Origin of the sequence: Blastococcus sp. MG754426, assembly GCF_021699055.1 — a bacterium.
Taxonomy (GTDB): domain Bacteria; phylum Actinomycetota; class Actinomycetes; order Mycobacteriales; family Geodermatophilaceae; genus Blastococcus.
In genome coordinates this window covers 1-20,670 of the sequence record NZ_SSXC01000077.1, presented here as the reverse complement: position 1 = coordinate 20,670, position 20,670 = coordinate 1, and the positions used below count along the sequence as shown (strand labels likewise).

The following is a 20,670-nucleotide window of genomic DNA, read 5'->3' as shown; positions in this document are numbered from 1 at the left end:
TCCCCTCGTCCGCCGGCGCGGTGACGTGGGTGTCGCCCTCCGTGTGCACCCGGGACGTCGCCCGGGCCGCGTCGTCGCTGGTGGCGGCCAGCACCGTCCAGGCGCCCAGCAGCAGGAAGGCGGTCACCAGCAGGCGCCACGACCAGCGCGCCCGCCCCGACGGGGCCGCGCCGGCCGGCGTGCCGAGGCCGCGCGCCACCCGCGCGTCACCCCACGGCCGGCCGATGGGCATGCGGTCCCCCCTGTCGCTCCTCTCCCGGACACCTTCGACCCATGACCCGGGAAGGGGAACCGGGCTCGGGTGGCGTTCGGGTTAACAGCGGCGCGCGACGGCTCGGCCTCACCGTCGGTGACCGGAGCGATTCGGAACGGCGTCGATCAGCGGGGGACCGGCGGGTCGACCACCCCTCGGAAGGGTCGGGGCGGAAGGCAGGATGCCGGGCCGCGCCGTCCGGGGCGACTACCGTCGGGCCCTGCACCACCCGCCGCAGCGCGGGGACCGGACGGCGCGGCGTCGTCCGGCCGGGGGATCCACGGCGGAGGTTCAGCAGGCGATGCGCATGCTCGTCACCGGGGGCGCGGGCTTCATCGGCGCCAACTTCGTGCACCAGACGCTGCGCGAGCACCCCGAGTACGAGGTCACCGTGCTCGACGCGCTGACCTACGCGGGCAACCCGGCGTCGCTGGACCCGGTGCGTGACGACATCGCGTTCGTGCACGGCTCGGTGGCCGACCCCGACGTCGTCGACCGGCTGGTGGGCCGCAGCGACGTCGTCGTCCACTTCGCCGCCGAGAGCCACAACGACAACTCGCTGCGCGACCCGGCGCCGTTCCTGCAGACCAACGTCGTCGGCACGTTCACCCTGCTCGAGGCGGTGCGCCGGCACGGTGCCCGCTACCACCACATCTCCACCGACGAGGTCTACGGCGACCTGGAGCTCGACGACCCGGCGAAGTTCACGCCCGAGACGCCGTACAACCCCTCCAGCCCGTACTCCTCGACGAAGGCGGGCTCGGACCTGCTGGTGCGGGCGTGGGTGCGCTCGTTCGGCATCCACGCGACCATCTCCAACTGCTCCAACAACTACGGGCCCTACCAGCACGTGGAGAAGTTCATCCCGCGGCAGGTCACCAACGTGCTGTGCGGGCTGCGGCCCAAGCTCTACGGCGCCGGGGAGAACGTGCGCGACTGGATCCACGTCGACGACCACAACTCCGCGGTCCACGCGATCCTCGACCGGGGCCGCTCCGGCGAGACCTACCTGATCGGCGCCGACGGCGAGAAGAGCAACCTCGAGGTGCTGCGGCTGGTCCTGGAGCTGACCGGGCAGCCGGCCGACGCCTTCGACTCCGTGACCGACCGCGCCGGCCACGACCTGCGCTACGCCATCGACGCCACCAAGCTGCGCACCGAGCTGGGCTGGACGCCGCGCTACACCGAGTTCCGCGACGGCCTCGCGGCGACCATCGACTGGTACCGCGCGCACGAGGCCTGGTGGCGCCCGCTCAAGGACGGCGTCGAGGCGGCGTACGCGGCCCAGGGGCAGTGAACGCCGTCATCGTCGGCGCGGGCGGTCAGCTCGGCCGGGCGCTGCGGCGCGAGTTCCCCGGCGCGGTCGCCCTGGACCGGGCCGCCCTCGACGTCACCGACGCCGCCGCGGTGGCGGCCGTCGACTGGACCGGCGTCGACGTCGTCCTGAACGCCGCCGCGTGGACCGCGGTCGACGCGGCCGAGGACCCGGCGAACCTGGCGGCGGTGCGGGCGGCCAACGTCGACGCCGTCGCCCACCTCGCCCGCGCCGCCGACCGGGCCGGGGCCGCGCTGGTGCACCTCTCCAGCGAGTACGTCTTCGACGGCACCCACCCCGGCCCGATCCCCGAGGACCTCCCGCCCGCGCCGCTGAGCGTCTACGGCCGCAGCAAGGCCGACGGCGACGCCCGCGCCACCGCCGTCGAGCGCCACTGGCTGGTGCGCACCACCTGGGTGGTGGGGGAGGGCGGCAACTTCGTGCGCACCATGGCCGCCCTGGCCGACCGCGGCGTCTCGCCCTCGGTGGTCGACGACCAGATCGGCCGGCCGACCAGCGCCCGCGACCTGGCCGCCGGCATCCGCCACCTGGTCGTCAGCGGCGCGCCCTACGGCACCTACAACCTCACCGGCGACGGCGAGCCGGCGTCGTGGGCCGACGTCGCCGCGCTGGTCTTCACCGCCCGCGGCCGCTCGGCCGACGACGTCGTGCGGGTGAGCACCGCCGAGTACTTCGCCGGCCGTACCGGTGTCGCGCCGCGGCCGCTGAACTCCGTCCTCGACCTGACCAGGATCCGGTCCACCGGCTTCCGGCCGGAGCGCTGGCGCGACGGGCTGGCCCAGCACCTCGCCGGTCTCAGCTGACCCGGCCGCCCCGCCGGTCACGCCACGAGCGGCGCGGGGGTCAAGTTCCGCCGCGGCCCTGCCGATGATCACCGCGTGTGGTGGGCCTGGATCGTCGGTGGACTCGTCGTCTGGACGGCGGTCGCCGCGGTCCTGGGTGTCCTGCTCGGGAAGGTGATCCGCCGGGCGGACGAGCTCTCCGCGCCGTCCTGGGCCGACCGGGTCCCGGCTGCGCAGCCGGTCCGCGCCGTGCGCACCCGCCGCCGCGCCGTCCCGCTGCCCCCCGTCGGGATCGGGCTGGCCGCCGCCGCCGTGCTGCTCATGGCCACCGGCTTCGTGCTGCGCCTGAACGGGGCGTCCGGTCCGGCCGCGCAGCTGCTCTCGATGGACGCCCCCTTCTCGCTGCCCCGCCTGTTCGTGGCCGGGCTCTTCGCCGTCGCCGCGGTCGCCGCCGTCGCCGGTGCCGCCCGCAACCCCGGCCGCCGCACCTGGTGGCTGGCCGTCGGGGTGGTCGCCGCCGGCATCGCCTCGGTCAAGGCCGGCGGCACGGTGCACGCCGACGCGATGGCGGCCCTGTACGCCGCCGTCGGCCGGCCCGCCGCCCTCGCCGTCAGCGCGGTCGCCGCGATCGCCGTCGTCGGGGCGCTGTTCTTCCTCAGCCGCACCGAGCGCCGTGACCGGCGCCGGGTGCTGGGCAGCCTCGCCGGCTACGGCGTCGCCTCCGTCGGCCTCTCGGCGCTCTCCGCGCTGGCGCCCGGCTCGCTGCTGGTCACCGCCACGTTCCTGGAGGAGTCCGGCGAGGCGCTGGCCGGCGTCGCCTTCCTGGTCGCCGTCCTGATCGGTGTCGCGCCGCGGCTGGTGCTCCCGGCCGACTGGGCGCTGCGCCGCACCGACGACGCGCACTCCCTCGAGCTGGCGCAGCCGGTGGAGCGGCCCGCCACCCGCTGAGCCGGCCCGCGCAGGGCTCAGATGCCGGGGCGGACCTGCCCGCACCGGCAGGCGTACAAGGACGACCCGGCGAACGGGTCCTCGCCGCGCCAGCGGAACCAGTGCACGTGCAGGGTGGCGCGCCGCGACGCCGAGGCACCGCGGGCAGCTGCGGAACGGGTCACCTCACCCCTCCCTCCGGTCCGCCGCCCGCCGTCGGGGCGGCTCGTCCGTGCAACGGTGTACCCGGGATACCGGGCGCGCGGGCGTCGGTGGGGTGAACGCTGCGCGACCATGCCCGCGAACGGGAGCTCCACTACCCGCTGTGATCACGCGGGAACCGTCGGTCGAGCTACTGGCCGGTGGTCCAGGCGAGCAGGTCGTCGGCCGTGCGCGTGTTGACGACGCGCTCGACGGGGACGCCGCACTCCACGGCGCGCTCGCAGCCGTTGGACTGCCAGTCCAGCTGACCGGGTGCGTGGGCGTCGGTGTCGACGGCGAACTCGCAGCCGAGCTCCACCGCCAGGGTGAGCAGCCGCCGCGGCGGGTCCAGCCGCTCGGGGCGGGAGTTGATCTCCACCGCGGTGCCGAACTCGACGCACGCGGAGAACACCGCCTCGGCGTCGAACCGGCTCTCCGGCCGCGGCTTCTGCGTGCCGTCGCGCTGCCGGCGGCCGATCACCAGCCGGCCGGTGCAGTGGCCCAGGACGTCGGTGTGCGGGTTGGCGACGGCGGTGAGCATCCGCTCGGTCATCTGCGCCTCGGGGGCCCGCAGGTCGGAGTGCACGCTGGCGACGACGACGTCGAGGCGGCCCAGCAGCTCGTCGGTCTGGTCCAGGGAGCCGTCGGCGTTGATGTCGCACTCGATGCCGGTGAGGATCCGGAACGGGTGCAGCTCCTCGTTCAGCGCGGCGACGACGTCGAGCTGCTGCTCGAGGCGCTCGGGGCTCAGGCCGTTGGCGACGGTCAGCCGGGGGGAGTGGTCGGTCAGCGCCAGGTACTCGTGGCCCAGCGCCATGGCGGCCTCGGCCATCTCGCGGATCGGGCTGCCGCCGTCGGACCAGTCGGAGTGCGCGTGCAGGTCGCCGCGCAGCGCGGCGCGGAACGCGGCGACCTCCTCGGCGGCCGGGAGCTCGCCGGCGTAGGTCTCCTCGAGCTCGGCCAGGTACTGCGGCACCTCGCCGCGGTGGGCCTGGGCGATCGCCGTCGCCGTCTTCGGGCCGATGCCCTTGAGGTCCTTCAGCGTGCCGGTGCGGATGCGGCGGTCCAGCTCGGCGTCGTCCAGGCCGTCGACGACCGCCGCGGCGGTGCGGTAGGCGCTCACCCGGTAGGTGGCCTCGCGGGCGCGCTCCAGGAGGAAGGCGATCCTCCGGAGCGCGGCCGCGGGCGGGAGCGGGGTGCTCAGCTGAACACCTTCAGGGCTCCCTTGCCGGACTTCTTGCCCGCCTTGCGGGTGGCCTTCTTCTGCGCCTTCATCGCGCGCTTCGTGGCCTTCTCGTAGTTCTTCTCCGTGGCGTCGGCGGCCCGCTTGGCGGCGCGGCGCGTGCGGTACCCGACCGACGGCTTGCCCTCGGTGTCGACGGCGGCCAGCAGCAGCCCGCCGAACAGGCCGGTGTTCTTCACGAAGTTGGAGATCTGCCCGAACTGCTCGGTCGGGTCGTCGTGCTCCCAGAAGCGGTGCCCGGCCAGCGTGGTGGGCACGATCGATGCCGAGAGCACGATGGCGGTGAGCCGCGGGAACTTGTTCAGCGCGAAGAGCGAGCCGGCGGCGACCTTGATCACCGCGTCGGCCTTCACCCACTGCTCGACGTCGCGGGGCAGCTCCACCGGGAGCTGCTTGTCGGCGGTCTCGGCGATCTTCTCGACCACGGGGCGCGCCCCGGCCACGCGGTCCTGCGGCTTGCGCAGGGTGCTGATCCCTCCGTAGATGAAGGGTGCGGCGAGCAGGGGCCGGGCGATCCGGCGAACCAGCATGGGGAACCTCTTTCCTCGGAGGGCCGGGGCAGTCGCTCGGTGCACTGCCCCGAAGATCCACCCGGCAATCACCCGGCCGCGATCACGCCTCCCCGCGGGCTCACTGCTGGTCGACGAAGCGTTCCACGTCGCGGGGATGCCCGGCGATGACGATCGTCGACCCGTAGGTGAGCACCGTGTCGACGGCGGCGTGCGTGTAGGCCTCGCCGCCCTCGGGCTTCACGGAGACGACGGTGACGCGGTGCCGCTTGCGCAGGCCGGTCTCCCCGAGCGGGCGCCCGACGATCTCCCGCGGCGGCTTGGTCTTGGCGAACACCCACTGCGGGTCGAGCTCCACCCAGTCCAGCAGCCGGCCCGACACCAGGTGGGCGACGCGCTCGCCCATCTCGTGCTCCGGGAACACCACGTGGTGGGCGCCGATGCGCTGGAGGATCTTGCCGTGCTGGCTGCTCAGCGCCTTGGCCCAGATGTCGGGCACCTCGAGCTCCACCAGCAGCGACGTCGTCAGGATGCTGGCCTCCAGGTCGGTGCCGATGGCGACGACGACGCGGCGGAAGTCGCCGATGCCGAGCTCCCGCAGCGCGTCCAGGTCGGTGCCGTCGGCCACGACCACCTGGCCGAGCTGGCCGGAGAGCCGCTGGACGATCTCCGGGCGGTGGTCGACCGCCAGCACCTCGGTGCCGCCGTCGGCGAGCTCGGTGGCCAGCGAGGTGCCGAACCGGCCGAGCCCGATGACCGCGACCGGGTCCCTGTAACTAGCCAACGATGGTCCTCTCCTCGGGGAGCTGGTAGCGCCGGGCGCGGTCCCGCAGGGCCAGGCCGGAGGCGAGCGTGAGCGGGCCGATCCGGCCGACGAACATCAGCAGGACGACGAGCAGCTGCGCGCCCGGAGGCAGCGCGGGGGTGATGCCGGTGGAGAGCCCGACGGTGGAGAACGCCGAGATCGTCTCGAACAGCACCTGCTCGAAGGAGAAGTCGGTCATCGCCTCCATGGCGAAGGTGGCGACGGCGACGACGCCGATGCTCAGCAGCGCGACGGCGAGCGCCTGCCGCTGGTTGGTCGGCGGTACGCGGCGGCGGCCCACCTCGACGTCGACGTCGCCCCGGAGCTCGGCCCACAGCACGTAGGCCAGCAGCCCGAACGTCGTCACCTTGATGCCGCCGGCGGTGCCGGCGCTGCCGCCGCCGATGAACATCAGCGCGTCGGTGAGGAACAGGGTCTCGGGCTGCAGGGCGGAGATGTCGAGGTTGTTGAACCCGGCGGTGCGCGGCATGGTCCCCGCCACGAACGCGGCCATGACGCTGTCGACGGCGCTCAGCGGGCCGAGCGTCCGCGGGTTGCGCCACTCGGCGAGCAGGTAGCCGGCCGTGCCCACGACCAGCAGCACCGCGGTGACGACGACGGTGATCCGGGTCAGCACCGTCCACGTCCGGGGGCGGCGCCACGACCGGAGGAGCTCGAAGACGACCGGGAAGCCCAGCCCGCCGATGATCACCGCCGCGGCGATGGTCAGGCTCACCCACGGGTCGCCGACCCAGCCCATCAGGTTGTCCGGGCGGAGGCCGAAGCCGGCGTTGTTGAACGCCGAGACGGCGTGGAAGACCCCGCTGTAGAGCGCGTCGGGCAGGGGCTCGTCGTAGCCGAGGGCGAAGCGGGTGGTCAGCACGGCCGCCGCGACCGTCTCGCAGGCGAGGCTGAAGAGCACGACCCGGCCGACCACGCGGCGCACGTCCGAGGCCGACAGCGACTTGGTCTCGGCCTGGGCGATGAGCCGCGCCCGCAGGCCCAGCCGGCGGGACAGCAGCAGCGCCACGAGGGTGGCGAGGGTCATGATCCCCAGTCCGCCGGCCTGGATGAGCGCGAGGATGACGCCCTGCCCGAAGCCCGACCAGTAGGTGCCGGTGTCCACGGTGACCAGGCCGGTGACGCAGACGGCGGAGGTGGCGTGGAACAGCGCGGTGAGGAACGGTGCCCGCTCGGGCCCGGGCGTCGCCAGCGGCAGCGAGAGCAGCGCGGTGCCCACCGCGATCGCCAGCAGGAACGCCCCGGCGATCACCCGGCCGGGGTGCCCGAAGCCCCGCGCCACCGCCGATCCGGGGGCGGGCCGGACGTACCCCTGCGTCACCCCGGCTCCTCCTGCTGCCGCCGTCGTCGGCCGACCGCGCGCGGGACACCCTGGCACACCTCGGGCCGCGAGCCGCGCAGCTCCCACCCGCGCCGGGCCGAGGCGGCCACCGCGCCACCCACCGCGAGACCGGCCAGCACGTCGCCGGGATAGTGCACGCCGACGTGCACCCGCGAGTAGCCGATGCCCAGGGCCAGCGGGGCGAGCGCGGCACCGGCCCCGGGTGCCTCCAGCGCCAGCCCGGTCACGAACGCCGCGGCCGAGCCCGAGTGGCCGCTGGGGAAGGACAGGCTGCCGGGCTCGCGGCGCAGCCGGCGCTCGGTGCGCAGGTTCGCGAGGTCGGGGCGCACCCGGCCGAACAGCGGCTTGAGGACGGCGTTGACCAGCGCGCTCGTCAGCCCCATCGCGGCGGTTCCCCGCAGGGCGCCGCGCCGCAGCCGGCCGCCGCGGGTGCCCAGGGCGAGCGCGACGAGCAGCCAGAGCTTGCCGTGGTCGGCCGCGGTGGAGAGCCGGCGCAGCCAGCGGTCGGCCGGGGTGGTGGGGAGACCGCCGATCCAGGCGTGCAGCCGCGCGTCGAGATCGCGGGGGAGGGGCACGCGCGGACGCTAACCGCCGCGGCGCCGGCCCTGTTGATCAGGTGACCTGATCGTTGCGGGTCCTGGCTCACGACCGGTGCTGAGCCAGGACCCTTGGTGATCAGGTGACCTGATCATCAAGCGGGCTGGGGGTCAGCTCTTCTGGCGGGCGCGGTAGGCGGCGACGGTCGACCGGCTGGCGCAGGTGTTCGAGCAGTAGCGGCGGCTGGCGTTGCGGGAGGTGTCGACGTAGACGTCGTCGCACCCCTCGGCCGAGCACACGCCCAGCCGCTGCCAGCCGTGCTGCACCACCACCTGGGAGAGCCCCATCGCGACCGTCGTCGTCAGCTGCTCCAGCACGGGGGCGTCGGGGCGGGCGTAGTGCAGGTGCAGCTCACCGTCGTGGTCGGTGGCGTAGGGCCGCGGGCGGGCGAGGGCGAGCAGCTCGTTGAGCCGGATGAGGACGTCGTCCTGCGACTCCGCGAGCGCGACGGCCCGCACCAGCCGGGCGGTGGCGCCGGCCTTCTCGACGTCGGACGGCGTGAGTTCCGCCGACGTCCCGGTGGTGAACCACTCCTCGTGCGACGCCAGGAAGCGCGCCACCCCGTCGTCGGGCGCCAGGTCGGCGTTGGCCAGGTCGATGGCCAGCTCGACCGCGGTCGACCCGTAGGTGTCGTAGTCCAATTGACTCCCTACCGTCGAATCCCTAGTCTCGGGTCTGCGTAGGCGGTCAACGGTCTTTGACCGCCTACTGTTCCGTTCCCCTGCAGTGCGAAACGAGTGCAAGCGTGCGTGCCTACCTCGCCGTCTGGCGGCTCCCCTCCGCCCCGGTGCTCCTCCTCTCCGGCTTCGCCGGCCGGCTGCCCTCGGCCATGGTGCCGCTGGCACTGCTGCTCATGGTGCAGCAGCAGACCGGCTCCTACGCGATCGCCGGCCTGGCAGCGGCCACGCTCGGCATCGCCTCGGCGATCATGGCGCCGGTCCTCGGCCGGCTCGCCGACCGGCGCGGCCCGCGGCCCATCCTGCTGACCCAGGCGGCGCTCTACCCGCTGCTGCTCGGGCTGCTGGTCGCCGTCACCCTCGGCGGCGCCCCCGACGCCGCCGTCATCGCCGCCTCGGGGCTGGCAGGGGCGACGACGCCGCTGGTCTCGGGCACCGTGCGCGCCCTGTGGTCGCGCACCGATCCGCGCAGCCGGCCGACCGCCTACGCCCTGGACGCGACCGCCACCGAGCTCGTCTTCGTCGTGGGCCCCGCGCTGGTCGCCGCGCTCGCGGTGCTGGCTTCCCCGGCCTGGGCGGTGGGGGTGGCCGGCGTCCTGGCCGTCGTCGGGGCGGTCGGGGTCGCCGGGGCGGCCCGCTCGTGGATGCCCCAGGTGGCGCCGTCGGCGACCCTCTTCTCCACCGTGCTCTCCCCGGGCATGCCGCGGATCCTGGTCAGCGGCGCGGGCCTGATGCTCGGCTTCGGCGCGCTCGAGGTGGCCATCCCGGCGTTCGCCGACTCCACCGGCCGGCCCGGCATCTCCGGCCTGCTGCTCGCCGTGTGGGCGCTCGGCTCGGTGGCCGGCGGCCTGTGGTTCGGCGCTCGGGTGATGAGCGCGTCGCTGCCCCGGCAGTACCGCTGGCTGCTCTTCGGCGTCACCATCGGCCTGGCACCGCTGGCATGGGTGTCCAGCCCGTGGGCGCTGGGCGTGCTGCTCTTCCTGGGCGGGACGGCGATCGCCCCCACCCTCACCGTGCAGAACTCGCTGGTCGGTTCGCTCGCGCCGGTGCACGCCACCACCGAGGCGTTCACCTGGCTGTCGACGATCACCGTGGGCGCCTCGGCCATCGGGGCGGCCCTCGGTGGCGCGCTGATCGAGAGCCCGGCCGGGGTGCCCGGGTCGCTGCTGCTGGCCTGCGCGGGAGCGGCGGCCGCCGTCGTCGTCACCCTCGTGCCCGGGCGGGGGCCCCGCGTCGCCGCCGTCCACCGGGAGCCGGTCGCCGCCTGATCCCGGCGCGGCCGTCCGGCGGCGGGGGGTGCCGGCCCACCCCCGGGGGAGCCGGGCGCGGGGCGCTGGTAGTCTCTCTCCTCGGTGGTTCCGAGGTGACTCGAACCCCGGGAGGCTTCGCCTAGTCCGGTCTATGGCGCCGCACTGCTAATGCGGTTTGGGTTAACCCCCATCCCGGGTTCAAATCCCGGAGCCTCCGCGCACGACAACTGAACACAGGCACCCGTAGCTCAACGGATAGAGCATCTGACTACGGATCAGAAGGTTAGGGGTTCGAATCCCTTCGGGTGCACGTCTTGCGATGTCGCGGGACACCGTTCACAGGTGTCCCGCGACATCGTTCACGTTGGGGCTTGGCGTTGGTAGTCCCGGGTCGGGTCGAGCTGCAGATCGGTGAGTAGCCGGCCGCTGGTGGTGAGCACCCGGACGTGCAGGTCGTGGACCAGGAGCAGGACGGGTGTGCGGGCGTGGCGGCGGCCGATGCCGATGTGGTGCAGCCGGCTGTTGTGCCGCAGGGTGAGCTTGCCGTTGCTGTCGACCGTGTCGTGCCGGACGCGGAAGTGGCCGTCGATGAGCGGGACGCCGCTGGCAGCGGCCTTCGGGCGGGCGGTGTAGGCCTCGGCTGGGGTGCGCCGGGTGAGGGCCCGGTGCGGCCGTCGGTGGTTGTAGTAGCCGCGGAAGGCGTCGAGCTGGGCCTGCAGGTCTGCCAGGGTGGTGGCGCGGGGTTGGCGGGTCAGCCAGTTCTTCAGGGTCTGGTGGAAGCGCTCGACCTTGCCGCAGGTCTGCGGGTGGTAGGGCCGGCAGTGGCTGCAGACCACGCCACGGGCGTGCAGGGTGACCTCGAGGGCGACGCGTCCGCCGCCGCGGTAGCGGCCGGTGAAGACCGCGCCGTTGTCGCTGAGCACGCCGGCCGGATCGCCGTGCTCGGCGGTCACGTCGCGGAAGAGCTGATCGACGCTGGGGGCGGTGAAGACCGGCGCGGCGGTACTGGCCAGGCAGAACCGGGAGTGGTCGTCGAGCCAGTTGCAGATCTCGACGTCGGTGCCGTCGGCCAGCGTCCAGTGGGTGATGTCGACCTGCCAGCGCTCGTTGGGCTGGACCGCCTCGAAGCGCACGTAGGAGCTCTTCGGTCGCTTGTGCGGCTGGGGGGTGATGAAGCCGCGGGCGGTGAGGATGCGCCAGATCGTGGACACCGCCGGGCTGGTGCCGTGCCGGCGGTGCAGATGGTCGGCGATGGTGGCCGCGCCGGCGTCGTGGCCGTCCCGGTCGAGCTCCTTGCGCAGCTCGACGATCTCTTCCTCCACGGAGGACGGCGTGCGGCCGGGACTGGAGCGCGGGCGACGGGAGCGCGGTGTCAGTCCGGCGTCTCCTTCGGCGAGGTAGCGCTGGACGAGCTCGATGACCCAGCGGCGTGAGACGCCGTAGTCCCGAGCCACCTCGCTCTTGCTGCGGCCCTCGAGCAGGACCGCGGTGACGACCAGCTGCGGCATTCCCATCGCACACCCCTCACCTCAGGGTGTGAACGATGTCCCGAGACAGGTGTGCACGATGTCCTCAACTCAGACACCTTCGGGTGCACGTCTGGTTGAGACACCGATCTGCCGCGCAGCCCCGACGGGGGCGGCGCGGCAGATTCGTTCCCAGGGCCCGACGGGGCGTCGCGCGGCCCGGCTCATCCCTCGCCGCCGGCGCGCCCGGCAGGGTTCCTGCGCGTCGATCGGCCGCAGGACGTGATTGCACCACTACTCTCGGTCAGCGACCGCCGCGGCTCCTCCTCGCCGTCCCGATGCCGGGCCAGCCGCGCTCCGCCGATCCGAGGACCGACGTCGTGAACAAGCGCCACCTCGCCGCCCTGGCCGCCATGACCCTGCTCGGTGGCACGCCGCTCGCCGGCTCCGCCCTCGCCGCCCCCCGGCCGGCGGCATCGCAGGTCCAGGTCGCGGGCGTGCTCCCCGCGCCGGCCGACGTCACCGGCGCGGTCGCCGCCCAGCGGGCGGTGCTCCGGTGGTCCGGCGTTCCCGGGGCGCGCGACTACGTCGTCCTCGACGTCACCCGGAGCGACGCCGGGCGCGTGGTCGGCTCCACCAGCCGCACGACGTGGACGTCGGCGCGCCTGCCGCTCTCGACGCCGGCCTTCTCCTTCGTGGTGGTCGCCCGAGACGCCGCGAAGAGGGAGGGCGCACGCAGCGAGGTGGTGCAGGTCTTCCCGGGCGGGCAGCCGGCCACGCCGACGACGGAACCCGCGACGCCGACGACGCCGCCGTCCGAGCCCGCGACGCCGACCACCGAGCCCACGGCCCCGACGACGGAGCCCACGGACCCGACCACGCCGACCACCGAGCCCACGACGCCGACCACCGAGCCCACGGACCCGGCCACGCCGCCGCCCGCGGAGCCGGAGCTCGCCGCGCCCGCACCCGTGCCCACCCGGGTCTGGGACTACGAGGACGCCGCCACCCTGCTCCCCGACCCCTGGGACGAGGTCCACTCCCTGCGGCCCGAGGCGCAGGGCGTGACCACGGAGAACCCGTACCCCGGCAGCTCCCGCACCGCCTTCTTCACCGTCCACCCCGGGGACACCGGCTGGAACGGGACCACGGGCACCCTGCGGTCGGAGGTCCGCGACTCGATCGCCGACTCCGGGGACGTCCAGCCGGGCGACGAGCAGTACTGGGCCTGGTCGACGTTCTTCCCGGCCGATCACGACTGGGACGAGCGCGGCCAGTTCCTGATCTTCACCCAGTGGCACCAGACGGTGAACTCGGGCAACCCGAACGTCCACTTCTGGTCCGACGTCCGCGAGCACCTGATGGTCGACGTCCGCGGCGGCACCGGTGGGCGGGTCGCGGGTGACGCGCAGTACGTCGAGACCTTCGACCTGGGCCCGATCGACAAGGGTGCCTGGAACGACCTCACCGTCCGCTTCGTGTGGTCCCCGGACCCGGCGACGGGCCTCGTCGAGGTCTGGCACCAGGGGGAGAAGGTGCTGTCGGAGAACGCCGCCACCCTGTACACCGGCCAGTCGGTCTACATCAAGCAGGGGATCTACTCGGCGGCCGGCACCGCCCGGAGCCACTACCTGCAGCACGCGCCGATCGGGTACGGCCCCACGCTGGAGTCGGTCGCCCCGCTGAACAGGCTGCACCGGCCGGCCGGCTGACCCCTGCTCCGTCGCGCCACCGGGGTGCGCGCGCCGCCGGACCGACCCCCCCGGAGCGGACCCCCGCGCGCGCCCCCGATCAAGATCAGGGACGGGCTCAGGGGTTTCTCCGATGTTCCGCCACGCCTCCTCCGGAAGTCTCTCGGCCGACGGGACGCGGCCCGATGGTCGGGCCGGCCCGACCCCCGAACGGCCAGCTGGCGGGATGGGCGCACGCCCGCCCGGCCAGCACATTGGCCTGCGGACACCCGCACACGGACAGGAGACGACGATGGATGGATCCCGCAACCTCGCGGGGCGGGTCGGCCGGTGGAGCGCACGGCACCGGAGGACGGCGGTGCTGGGCTGGCTGGCCTTCGTGCTCGCGGCCGTCGCCGTCGGCGCGTTCGTGCCGCAGGCCCAGCTGACCTCCGCCGAGCAGACCCTCGGCGAGCCGGCCCGGGCGCAGCAGATCCTCGCCGACAACGGCTGGGAGGAGCCGGCCTCGGAGATGGTCCTGGTGCAGCGGGAGGCCGACGTCCCCGAGGCCGCCGCCACCGCCGCGCTCACCGACCTCGTCGGCGAGCTGCGCGCGACCCCGGAGGTCGCGAACCTGGTCAGCCCGCTCGACGGCGCCCCGCTGGTCTCCGCCGACGGCCGCTCGGCGCTGGTCACCTTCGACCTCGCCGGGGACCCGGACGACGCCGCCGAGCAGATCGCCCCCGTGCAGGAGGTGGTCGCCGCGGTGGCCGCCGAGCACGACGACGTCCGCGTGGAGCAGTTCGGCGGCACCAGCGCCGACCTCGCGCTGTCGGACACCCTCGACGCCGACTTCCAGCGCGCGGAGCTGCTGTCGATCCCGATCATCCTCGCGGTGCTGCTGCTGACCTTCGGGGCGCTGGTGGCCGCCCTGCTGCCGCTGGTGTTCGCGCTCTCGGCGTTCGTCGGGGCCCTCGGGCTGCTCAGCCTCACCAGCCAGATCTGGCACGTCGACCAGACCGCGCAGATCGTGATGCTGCTCATCGGCCTGGCCGTCGGCGTGGACTACTCCCTCTTCTACCTCAAGCGGGAGCGCGAGGAGCGGGCCAAGGGTGCCGGTCCGGTCGACGCCCTCGACGTCGCCGCCGCCACCTCGGGCCACTCGGTGCTCATCTCCGGCATCACGGTCGTGGTGGCCATGGCCGGCATGTTCCTGACCGGGTTCTCGGTGTTCACCGGCGTCGCCTCCGCCACCATCCTGGTCGTCGCCTGCTCGGTGCTCGGCTCGCTGACCGTGCTGCCGGCGATGATGGCCTGGCTCGGCGACCGGGTGGAGAAGGGCCGGCTGCCGTTCCTGCGCAGCCGCGCCGCCGACCGGCCGGGCCGCTTCTGGCCCGTCGTCCTCGGCGCGGTGCTGCGCCGGCCGCTGGTGGCCGCCGTCGTCGCCGGCGGGGTGCTCGTCGGGCTCGCCGTGCCCGCGGCGTCGATGGACCTGCGCGCCGAGGGCGTCCAGGACCTGCCGCAGGACCTCGCCGTCATCCAGACCTACAACCGGATCACCGAGGCGTTCCCCGGCGGGCCCTCACCGGCCGAGGTGGTGATCGAGGCGCCCGACGTCACCGCCCCGCAGGTGCAGGCCGCCATCGCCGAGCTGCGCGAGCGCGCCCTGGCCAGCGGGCAGATGAACGAGCCGATCGCCGTCGAGGCCGGCGCGACCGGCACCGTCGCGGTGGTCAGCGTGCCGCTGGTCGGCGACGGCGAGGAGCAGGCGTCCCGCGACGCCCTGGCGACGCTGGCCGACGAGCTGGTGCCCGCGACGGTGGGCGCGCTGGACGGCGTGACCGCCGTCGTCAGCGGCGGCACCGCGTACTCGGTGGCCTTCGACGAGCTGATGGCCGAGCGCACCCCGTGGGTGTTCGGCTTCGTCCTGGTGCTCGCCTTCCTGCTGCTGCTGGTCTCGTTCCGCTCGGTCACCGTCGCGGTCACCGCGATCGTGCTGAACCTGCTGAGCGTGGCCGCCGCGTACGGCGTGATGGTGCTGGTCTTCGAGGAGGGCGTCGGCGCGGGGCTCATCGGCCTGGACGGCACCAGCGCGATCGTGAACTGGATCCCGCTGTTCCTGTTCGTGATCCTCTTCGGCCTGTCGATGGACTACCACGTCTTCATCCTCAGCCGGATCAGCGAGGCCCGGGACCGCGGCCTGGCCACCCGGGACGCCGTCGCGCAGGGCATCACCTCCTCGGCCGGGGTGGTCACCAGCGCCGCGGTGATCATGGTCTTCGTCTTCCTGACCTTCGTGACGCTGTCGATGACGAGCATGAAGCAGATCGGGCTGGGCCTGGCGGTCGCGGTGCTGCTGGACGCCACCGTCGTCCGGGCGCTGCTGCTGCCGGCCGTGATGCAGCTGCTGGGTGAGCGCAACTGGTACCTCCCGCGCTGGCTGGCCTGGCTGCCGTCGGTCCGCCACGAGCCGGTCCCCGTGCCGCCGGCCGCGGCCGTCCCGGTGCCCCGCCGGGAGGTGGTGGACGAGCCCCTGGTGCTCTCCGCCGACTGAGCCCGCCCGCTCCGGGGGTCGAGCTCGCGTCCGAGGGGTCCGCCAGGGCCGGGTGGACCGCGGGACCGGCCCCCGGAGCCGCGCCCGGGGACTTTGCGATCGCGTGACGAACCGGTCCCCCGGATGGCGTCGCGCGATCCGAGGGGTAACGAGGAACGGGGTCCCGCCCGCGGGAGCCGCCGTTGCCCCCTGCGCCGAGGAGATCCGTGTCGCCCCGTTCCGTCCGCGACGGCCTGCCGCTGCCCGGGGTGGAGGAGACCCCCGTCCCGCGCCGCCGCCGGGGGCGCGCACTGCTGAAGCTGACCCTGGCCGTCGTGCTCGGCGGGGCGCTGGTCGCCGGCTTCGCGCTGCCGGTCGTGGGCGGGGCGACGCTGGCCACGCGCGCCGGTACGGACGTGCTGCGCCCGGTCGGCGACGACCTGCTCGACCGCACGCCGCCGGGCAACACCCGCGTGCTGGCCGCGGACGGCTCCCTCATCGCCGAGTTCTACCGGCGCAACCGCACGGTGGTCCCCGGCGAGGCGATCGCCCCGGTGATGAAGGACGCGCTCGTCGCCATCGAGGACAGCCGCTTCTTCTCGCACAGCGGCGTCGACGGCCAGGGCCTGGCCCGTGCGCTGCTGCGCAACCTCAGCGCCGGCGAGGTGGTCGAGGGCGGATCGACCCTCACCCAGCAGCTGGTCAAGCAGATCCGCCTGCAGACGGCGACCGACCCCGACGCGCGGCAGGCCGCGACCGACGAGAGCATCGCCCGCAAGCTGCGGGAGGCCCAGCTCGCCCTCGCGCTGGAGCAGGAGTACAGCAAGGACGAGATCCTCACCCGCTACCTGAACCGGGTCTACTTCGGGGCCGGGGCCTACGGCGTCGCCGCGGCGTCCCAGACCTACTTCGGCGTGACCCCGGACGCGCTGACCCTCGCCCAGGCGGCCACGCTCGCCGGGCTGGTGCAGAGCCCGGCCCAGTACGACCCGTTCACGGCTCCGGAGCGGGCCACCGAGCGCCGCGACGTCGTGCTGGGCCGCATGGCCGACCTCGGGCTGGCCGACCCCGCCGCCGTCGCCGAGGCGCGCCGCGAGCCGGTGGTGCTCAGCCCTGGCGAGGGGCCGCCGCGCGGCTGCCAGGAGGCCCGGATCGGTGGGTTCTTCTGCGACTACGCCCTCCGCTACCTCACCGGCACGCTGGGCATCGACCAGGAGACGATCGAGACCGGCGGGCTCACCGTCGAGACGACGCTGGACCCGGCCGTCCAGCAGGCCGGGGACGCCGCCGTCCGCCAGGCGCTGGCGCTCGAGGACCCGCGCGCGGCCGTCTACACCGCCGTCGAGCCCGGCACCGGCCGGGTGCTGGCGATGTCGGTGAACCGGACCTACGGCAGCGACGAGGCCGATCCGACGCAGACCGTGGTGAACCTGCCGGAGGTGGCCGGGCAGGGTTCCGGCTCGACGTACAAGGTGTTCACCGCGGCGGCGGCGCTCGAGCAGGGGCTGGGTCTCGACCACGTCATCACCACGCCCGACCCGTACGAGTCGACGGTGTACCGCGACGGCGACGAGCCCTACGAGGTGAGCAACGCCGGGCGCTACCGGGAGCGGCTGGACATGGAGCAGGCGCTCTACATGTCCTCGAACACCTACTTCCTCGCGCTGGAGGACCAGCTCGGCAGCGTCGAGGCGCCGGTGCGGATGGCGCAGCGGCTGGGGCTGGCCTCGCTGGACCCGGTCGCCGACCAGGTCGTCGCCGAGAACCGCGGCTCCTTCACGTTCGGTGCCGAGGCGACCAGCCCGCTGCACCTCACCAACGCCTACGCGACGCTGGCCGCGAGCGGCACCCGGTGCGACCCCTCGCCGATCCAGCGCGTGCTCGACCGCTCCGGGGAGCCGCTGCTGGGGGAGGACGGGCAGCCGCTCGGCGGGCCGCGGTGCGAGGGCGAGGTGGTCGCCCCGGGGCTGGCGAACACCCTGAACCAGGCCCTGCGCAAGGACGTCGAGCCGGGCTTCCCCGGTCAGACCGGCCGACGCGCCTACGTGCCGGGGCACCAGATCGCCGGGAAGACCGGGACGACGCAGGACACCTTCTCGGCCACCTTCGTCGGGTACACGCCGCAGCTGGCGGCCGCCGTCATGATCTACAACCCGCAGCGGAACGAGGACGTCGGCAGCTTCGGCGGGGGCATCCCCGCGGGGATCTGGCACGACGCGATGGCGCCGGTCCTGGGTGCCCGCGAGCCGGTGCCCTTCGCGCCGGCCGACCCGGCGTTCGTGCAGGGCACGCGCGAGGCGGTGCCCGTCGGGTGCGCCGGCCGCTCGGTCTCCCGCTGCCGGGGGCTGCTCGGCGCCCGTGACCTCGGCGCCTCGCTGGTGCGGGTCGACAGCGGCCGGCCGCCGGGCACGGTCCTGGGTGTCGACCCGGGCCCGGGCACGGTGCTGGACCGCGGCGCCACCGTGACGGTGCTGGTGAGCAACGGAGCCCGCTGGGCACCGCCCCCGCCGCCTCCGCCGCCGCCCGCACCGGAGCCGCCGCCTGCGCCGGAACCCCCGTCGCCGCCTGCGCCGGAGCCGCCGCCTGCGCCGGAGCCGCCGCCTGCGCCGGAGCCGGAGCCGCCGCCTGCGCCGGAGCCGCCGCCGCCGTCGGAGCCGGAGCCGCCGCCTGCGCCGGAGCCGCCGCCGCCGCCGTCGGAGCCGGAGCCGCCGCAGCCGCCGCCGTCGGAGCCCGAGCCGCCGCAGCCGCCGCCGTCGGAGCCGGAGCCGCCGCAGCCGCCGCCGTCGGAGCCGGAGCCGCCGCAGCCGCCGCCGTCGGAGCCCGAGCCGCCGCAGCCGCCGCCGTCGGAGCCCGAGCCGCCGCAGCCGCCGCCGGACGCGGTGCAGTAGGGCTGGAGGGGCGGGGGGCCGGTCCTGGCGGTTTGGCCGCGTTGGTCGGTCTACCCAGCGGTGGGTAGCCACTGTCTTCCCGGCTTCCCCCGCCCGTCCCTACTGTGACCCAGCTCACAGGTGCCGTCAACCCGCGGCCCGGGACCGCCCGGAACGATCAGCCGACGCGGCGCAGGATCTCCGGGCCGAGCTGGTCGACGGCGGTGTGGCCCGTCAGGCCCAGCGTCAGGTCGAACTCGCCGACGACGTCCTCGATGACCTGGCGCACCCCGGCCTCGCCGGCCAGGGCGAGTCCCCAGGCGAACGGCCGCCCGAGCAGCACCGCCCGGGCCCCCAGGGCGACGGCGGTGAAGACGTCGGCGCCGCTCCGGATGCCGCTGTCGAGCAGCACCGGCGCGCGGTCGCCGATCGCCGCCACGACGTCGGGGAGTGCGTCGAGCGCGGCGATCGACCGGTCGACCTGGCGCCCGCCGTGGGTGCTCACCACGACGCCGTCCATGCCCTCGTCGAGCGCGCGCCGGGCGTCGTCGGGGTGCAGCACGCCCTTGAGCAGGATCGGCAGCTTCGTGCGGGAGCGCAGCCAGGCGAGGTCGTCCCAGCTGATGGAGGGCCGCGAGTAGATGGCCAGGAAGGTCTCGACGGCCGCGCGGGGGAGCGGCGAGCGCAGGTTCTCGCGGAACGACCCCGGCCACGCACGCGCCATCGTGACCAGCGCCCGCACGGCGGCCGGGGTGGGCCGCGGCTGCGCGTCGCGGGGGCCGGCCGCGGCGGCCCGCTCCTCGACCAGCCGGCGGAACACCGGGTCGGAGGTGTACTGCGCGATGCCCTTGCCCAGCGCGAACGGGAGGTGGCCCAGGTCGAGGTCGCGCGGGCGCCAGCCGAGCATCGTGGTGTCGAGGGTGACCACCAGGGCGTCGCAGCCGGCCTTCTCGGCGCGGTGGACCAGGCTCTCCACGAGCTCGTCGGAGGTCGACCAGTACAGCTGGAACCACCGCGGCGAGCCGTCCATCGCGGCCGCGCACTCCTCCATCGAGCGCGAGCCCTGGTTGGAGAAGACCATCGGCACGCCGGTGGCGGCAGCGGCCCGTGCGACGGCGAGGTCGGCCTCCGGGTGCACCAGTTCCAGCGCCCCGACCGGCCCCAGCAGCAGCGGGGCGGGCAGCCGGCGGCCGAAGAGCTCCACGGAGGTGTCCCGGACGCTCGCGTCGCGCAGCACCCGCGGCACCACGGCCCACCGGTCGAAGGCGGCGCGGTTGGCGCGCTGGGTCACCTCGTCGCCGGCGCCACCCGCGACGTAGGCGTAGGCGCGGGCGTCCAGCGCCCGCTTGGCGCGCTCCTGCAGCCGGCGGATGCCGACCGGCACCCGTGGGGATCGGCCGTACACGCCGGCCCGGTACACCTCGTTCTGCCGCCGTCGGCCGGCGCCCGCTTCGTCCACGCGGTCACCGTAGTGACCGGCCTCACGGCCGATGACGCAGGGCGGGGCGGTCGCCCCGATCGGGGGGTGCGAGCGGCCGACCGCGGGTACCGGGCCGGGATGAGATCGCACGGTCCCGTGGTTCACGGGGAGGGGGAGCAGCGGGGAATCTGGCGACACGCCGCACGACACGCGCGACACGCTCGTAACGGGCTGGCAACGAAGCGTCACTTCCCTCATCCTCGGAACTCAGGTGCACCGGAAACAGGGGGAGCAGGGCTGAACAGCGGTTCGGGGCAGATCGCCGGGCCGGCGCGGGAGACGTCGGCGCGGGTGGCCCGCGGTGCCCTCCCCGCCGGTGTGGTGACCGGACTCCTCGTCGTCCTCCTGGGCCTCGCCGTCTCCGGCGCCGCCCCGGCGCGCGCGGTCGACGACCCCGCGCGTCCCGACGCCCGCGTGACCCACGGCCCCAGCTGCCGCCCCGGCGGGATCGTGGTCGAGGTCGTCGCCGGCAGCGCCCCCTACGTCGTCGTCCTCGCCACCGGACGGACGCCGTCCGGTGAGGACGACGCCGTCCTGGAGCCCTACGCGAGCGTGGTGCTGCGCACCGGCGACGTCGCTCCCGGCGAGACCATCGACCCGCGGTTGGAGTTCACCGCCCGCGACGGCTCGGGCGTGACCTTCGTGGACGACCTGGCCGACTACACGCTCACCCGGCCCACGGTCGAGGACTGCGAGGCCGCCGAGCCGGCG

The 20,670-nt window shown here is 74.6% G+C and carries 18 protein-coding genes and 2 tRNA genes; 10 read left to right on the top strand and 10 right to left on the bottom strand.

All coding sequences use genetic code 11. The features are described from left to right. Positions 1 to 232 (bottom strand): hypothetical protein (locus E9549_RS19040; protein ID WP_236828168.1); only part of this gene is annotated, 232 nt, incomplete at its 3' end. Positions 233 to 554: 322 nt separating this feature from the next. On the opposite strand from E9549_RS19040, the gene rfbB reads away from it, so the two are divergent. The 3 genes from rfbB (at position 555) to E9549_RS19025 (ending at position 3,319) form a co-directional block, all read left to right on the top strand. Then, positions 555 to 1,550: a dTDP-glucose 4,6-dehydratase gene (gene rfbB / locus E9549_RS19035; RefSeq protein ID WP_236828167.1), complete on the top strand. Its 996-nt coding sequence runs from the start codon at positions 555 to 557 to the stop codon at positions 1,548 to 1,550. Continuing rightward, positions 1,547 to 2,392, top strand: a complete 846-nt coding sequence (locus E9549_RS19030; RefSeq protein WP_236828166.1) for an NAD(P)-dependent oxidoreductase — start codon at positions 1,547 to 1,549, stop codon at positions 2,390 to 2,392. Before rfbB ends, E9549_RS19030 begins: the two co-directional genes overlap by 4 nt. A gap of 75 nt (positions 2,393 to 2,467) precedes the next feature. Then, positions 2,468 to 3,319: a hypothetical protein gene (locus E9549_RS19025; RefSeq protein WP_236828165.1), complete on the top strand. Its 852-nt coding sequence runs from the start codon at positions 2,468 to 2,470 to the stop codon at positions 3,317 to 3,319. A 17-nt stretch (positions 3,320 to 3,336) separates the two neighbouring features. Here E9549_RS19025 and E9549_RS19020 read toward each other — a convergent pair whose 3' ends face one another. The 7 genes from E9549_RS19020 to E9549_RS18990 form a co-directional block, all read right to left on the bottom strand. Next, positions 3,337 to 3,483: a hypothetical protein gene (locus E9549_RS19020; protein ID WP_236828164.1), complete on the bottom strand. Its 147-nt coding sequence runs from the start codon at positions 3,481 to 3,483 to the stop codon at positions 3,337 to 3,339. 167 nt (positions 3,484 to 3,650) lie between these two features. Continuing rightward, entirely contained in the window at positions 3,651 to 4,703 is a 1,053-nt protein-coding gene (locus E9549_RS19015; protein WP_236833563.1) for a PHP domain-containing protein, read from the bottom strand. Continuing rightward, the gene (locus E9549_RS19010) at positions 4,700 to 5,272 is read right to left on the bottom strand and encodes a DoxX family protein (RefSeq protein ID WP_236828163.1); all 573 of its coding nucleotides are present in this window, start codon (positions 5,270 to 5,272) and stop codon (positions 4,700 to 4,702) included. Before E9549_RS19010 ends, E9549_RS19015 begins: the two co-directional genes overlap by 4 nt. A gap of 100 nt (positions 5,273 to 5,372) precedes the next feature. Continuing rightward, positions 5,373 to 6,035: a TrkA family potassium uptake protein gene (locus E9549_RS19005; protein WP_236828162.1), complete on the bottom strand. Its 663-nt coding sequence runs from the start codon at positions 6,033 to 6,035 to the stop codon at positions 5,373 to 5,375. Further along, entirely contained in the window at positions 6,028 to 7,398 is a 1,371-nt protein-coding gene (locus E9549_RS19000; protein WP_236828161.1) for a TrkH family potassium uptake protein, read from the bottom strand. Before E9549_RS19000 ends, E9549_RS19005 begins: the two co-directional genes overlap by 8 nt. Next, positions 7,395 to 7,994 carry a phosphatase PAP2 family protein gene (locus E9549_RS18995; RefSeq protein WP_236828160.1) on the bottom strand — a complete coding sequence of 200 codons (600 nt, stop codon included), beginning with the start codon at positions 7,992 to 7,994 and terminating at the stop codon, positions 7,395 to 7,397. The genes E9549_RS19000 and E9549_RS18995 overlap by 4 nt, the downstream gene beginning before the upstream one ends. Before the next feature lie 132 nt (positions 7,995 to 8,126). Beyond that, positions 8,127 to 8,657: a CGNR zinc finger domain-containing protein gene (locus tag E9549_RS18990; RefSeq protein ID WP_236828159.1), complete on the bottom strand. Its 531-nt coding sequence runs from the start codon at positions 8,655 to 8,657 to the stop codon at positions 8,127 to 8,129. A gap of 104 nt (positions 8,658 to 8,761) precedes the next feature. Here E9549_RS18990 and E9549_RS18985 point away from each other — a divergent pair, with 104 nt between their 5' ends. The 3 genes from E9549_RS18985 (at position 8,762) to E9549_RS18975 (ending at position 10,253) form a co-directional block, all read left to right on the top strand. Beyond that, positions 8,762 to 9,961 (top strand): MFS transporter, encoded by a 1,200-nt coding sequence (locus E9549_RS18985; RefSeq protein WP_236828158.1) that lies wholly within the window; start codon positions 8,762 to 8,764, stop codon positions 9,959 to 9,961. 110 nt (positions 9,962 to 10,071) lie between these two features. Next, positions 10,072 to 10,160: transfer RNA gene (locus E9549_RS18980), tRNA-Ser, on the top strand. A 20-nt stretch (positions 10,161 to 10,180) separates the two neighbouring features. Next, positions 10,181 to 10,253: transfer RNA gene (locus E9549_RS18975), tRNA-Arg, on the top strand. 49 nt (positions 10,254 to 10,302) lie between these two features. Here E9549_RS18975 and E9549_RS18970 read toward each other — a convergent pair. Then, complete coding sequence (locus E9549_RS18970) at positions 10,303 to 11,457, bottom strand: IS481 family transposase (RefSeq protein ID WP_236828157.1); 1,155 nt, start codon at positions 11,455 to 11,457, stop codon at positions 10,303 to 10,305. A gap of 332 nt (positions 11,458 to 11,789) precedes the next feature. Here E9549_RS18970 and E9549_RS18965 point away from each other — a divergent pair, with 332 nt between their 5' ends. The 3 genes from E9549_RS18965 to E9549_RS18955 all read left to right on the top strand — a co-directional run bounded on the left by E9549_RS18965 (position 11,790) and on the right by E9549_RS18955 (position 18,500). Then, positions 11,790 to 13,121 carry a heparin lyase I family protein gene (locus tag E9549_RS18965; RefSeq protein WP_236828156.1) on the top strand — a complete coding sequence of 444 codons (1,332 nt, stop codon included), beginning with the start codon at positions 11,790 to 11,792 and terminating at the stop codon, positions 13,119 to 13,121. 271 nt (positions 13,122 to 13,392) lie between these two features. Continuing rightward, positions 13,393 to 15,633 carry an MMPL family transporter gene (locus E9549_RS18960; protein ID WP_236828155.1) on the top strand — a complete coding sequence of 747 codons (2,241 nt, stop codon included), beginning with the start codon at positions 13,393 to 13,395 and terminating at the stop codon, positions 15,631 to 15,633. 206 nt (positions 15,634 to 15,839) lie between these two features. Beyond that, positions 15,840 to 18,500 (top strand): penicillin-binding protein, encoded by a 2,661-nt coding sequence (locus E9549_RS18955; RefSeq protein ID WP_236828154.1) that lies wholly within the window; start codon positions 15,840 to 15,842, stop codon positions 18,498 to 18,500. A gap of 157 nt (positions 18,501 to 18,657) precedes the next feature. Here the strand turns inward: E9549_RS18955 and E9549_RS18950 are convergent, their stop codons facing one another. Next, positions 18,658 to 19,938 (bottom strand): alpha-hydroxy-acid oxidizing protein, encoded by a 1,281-nt coding sequence (locus E9549_RS18950; protein ID WP_236828153.1) that lies wholly within the window; start codon positions 19,936 to 19,938, stop codon positions 18,658 to 18,660. A 342-nt stretch (positions 19,939 to 20,280) separates the two neighbouring features. Here E9549_RS18950 and E9549_RS18945 point away from each other — a divergent pair. Beyond that, a partial coding sequence (locus E9549_RS18945; protein WP_236828152.1) for a hypothetical protein occupies positions 20,281 to 20,670 on the top strand: 390 nt, incomplete at its 3' end.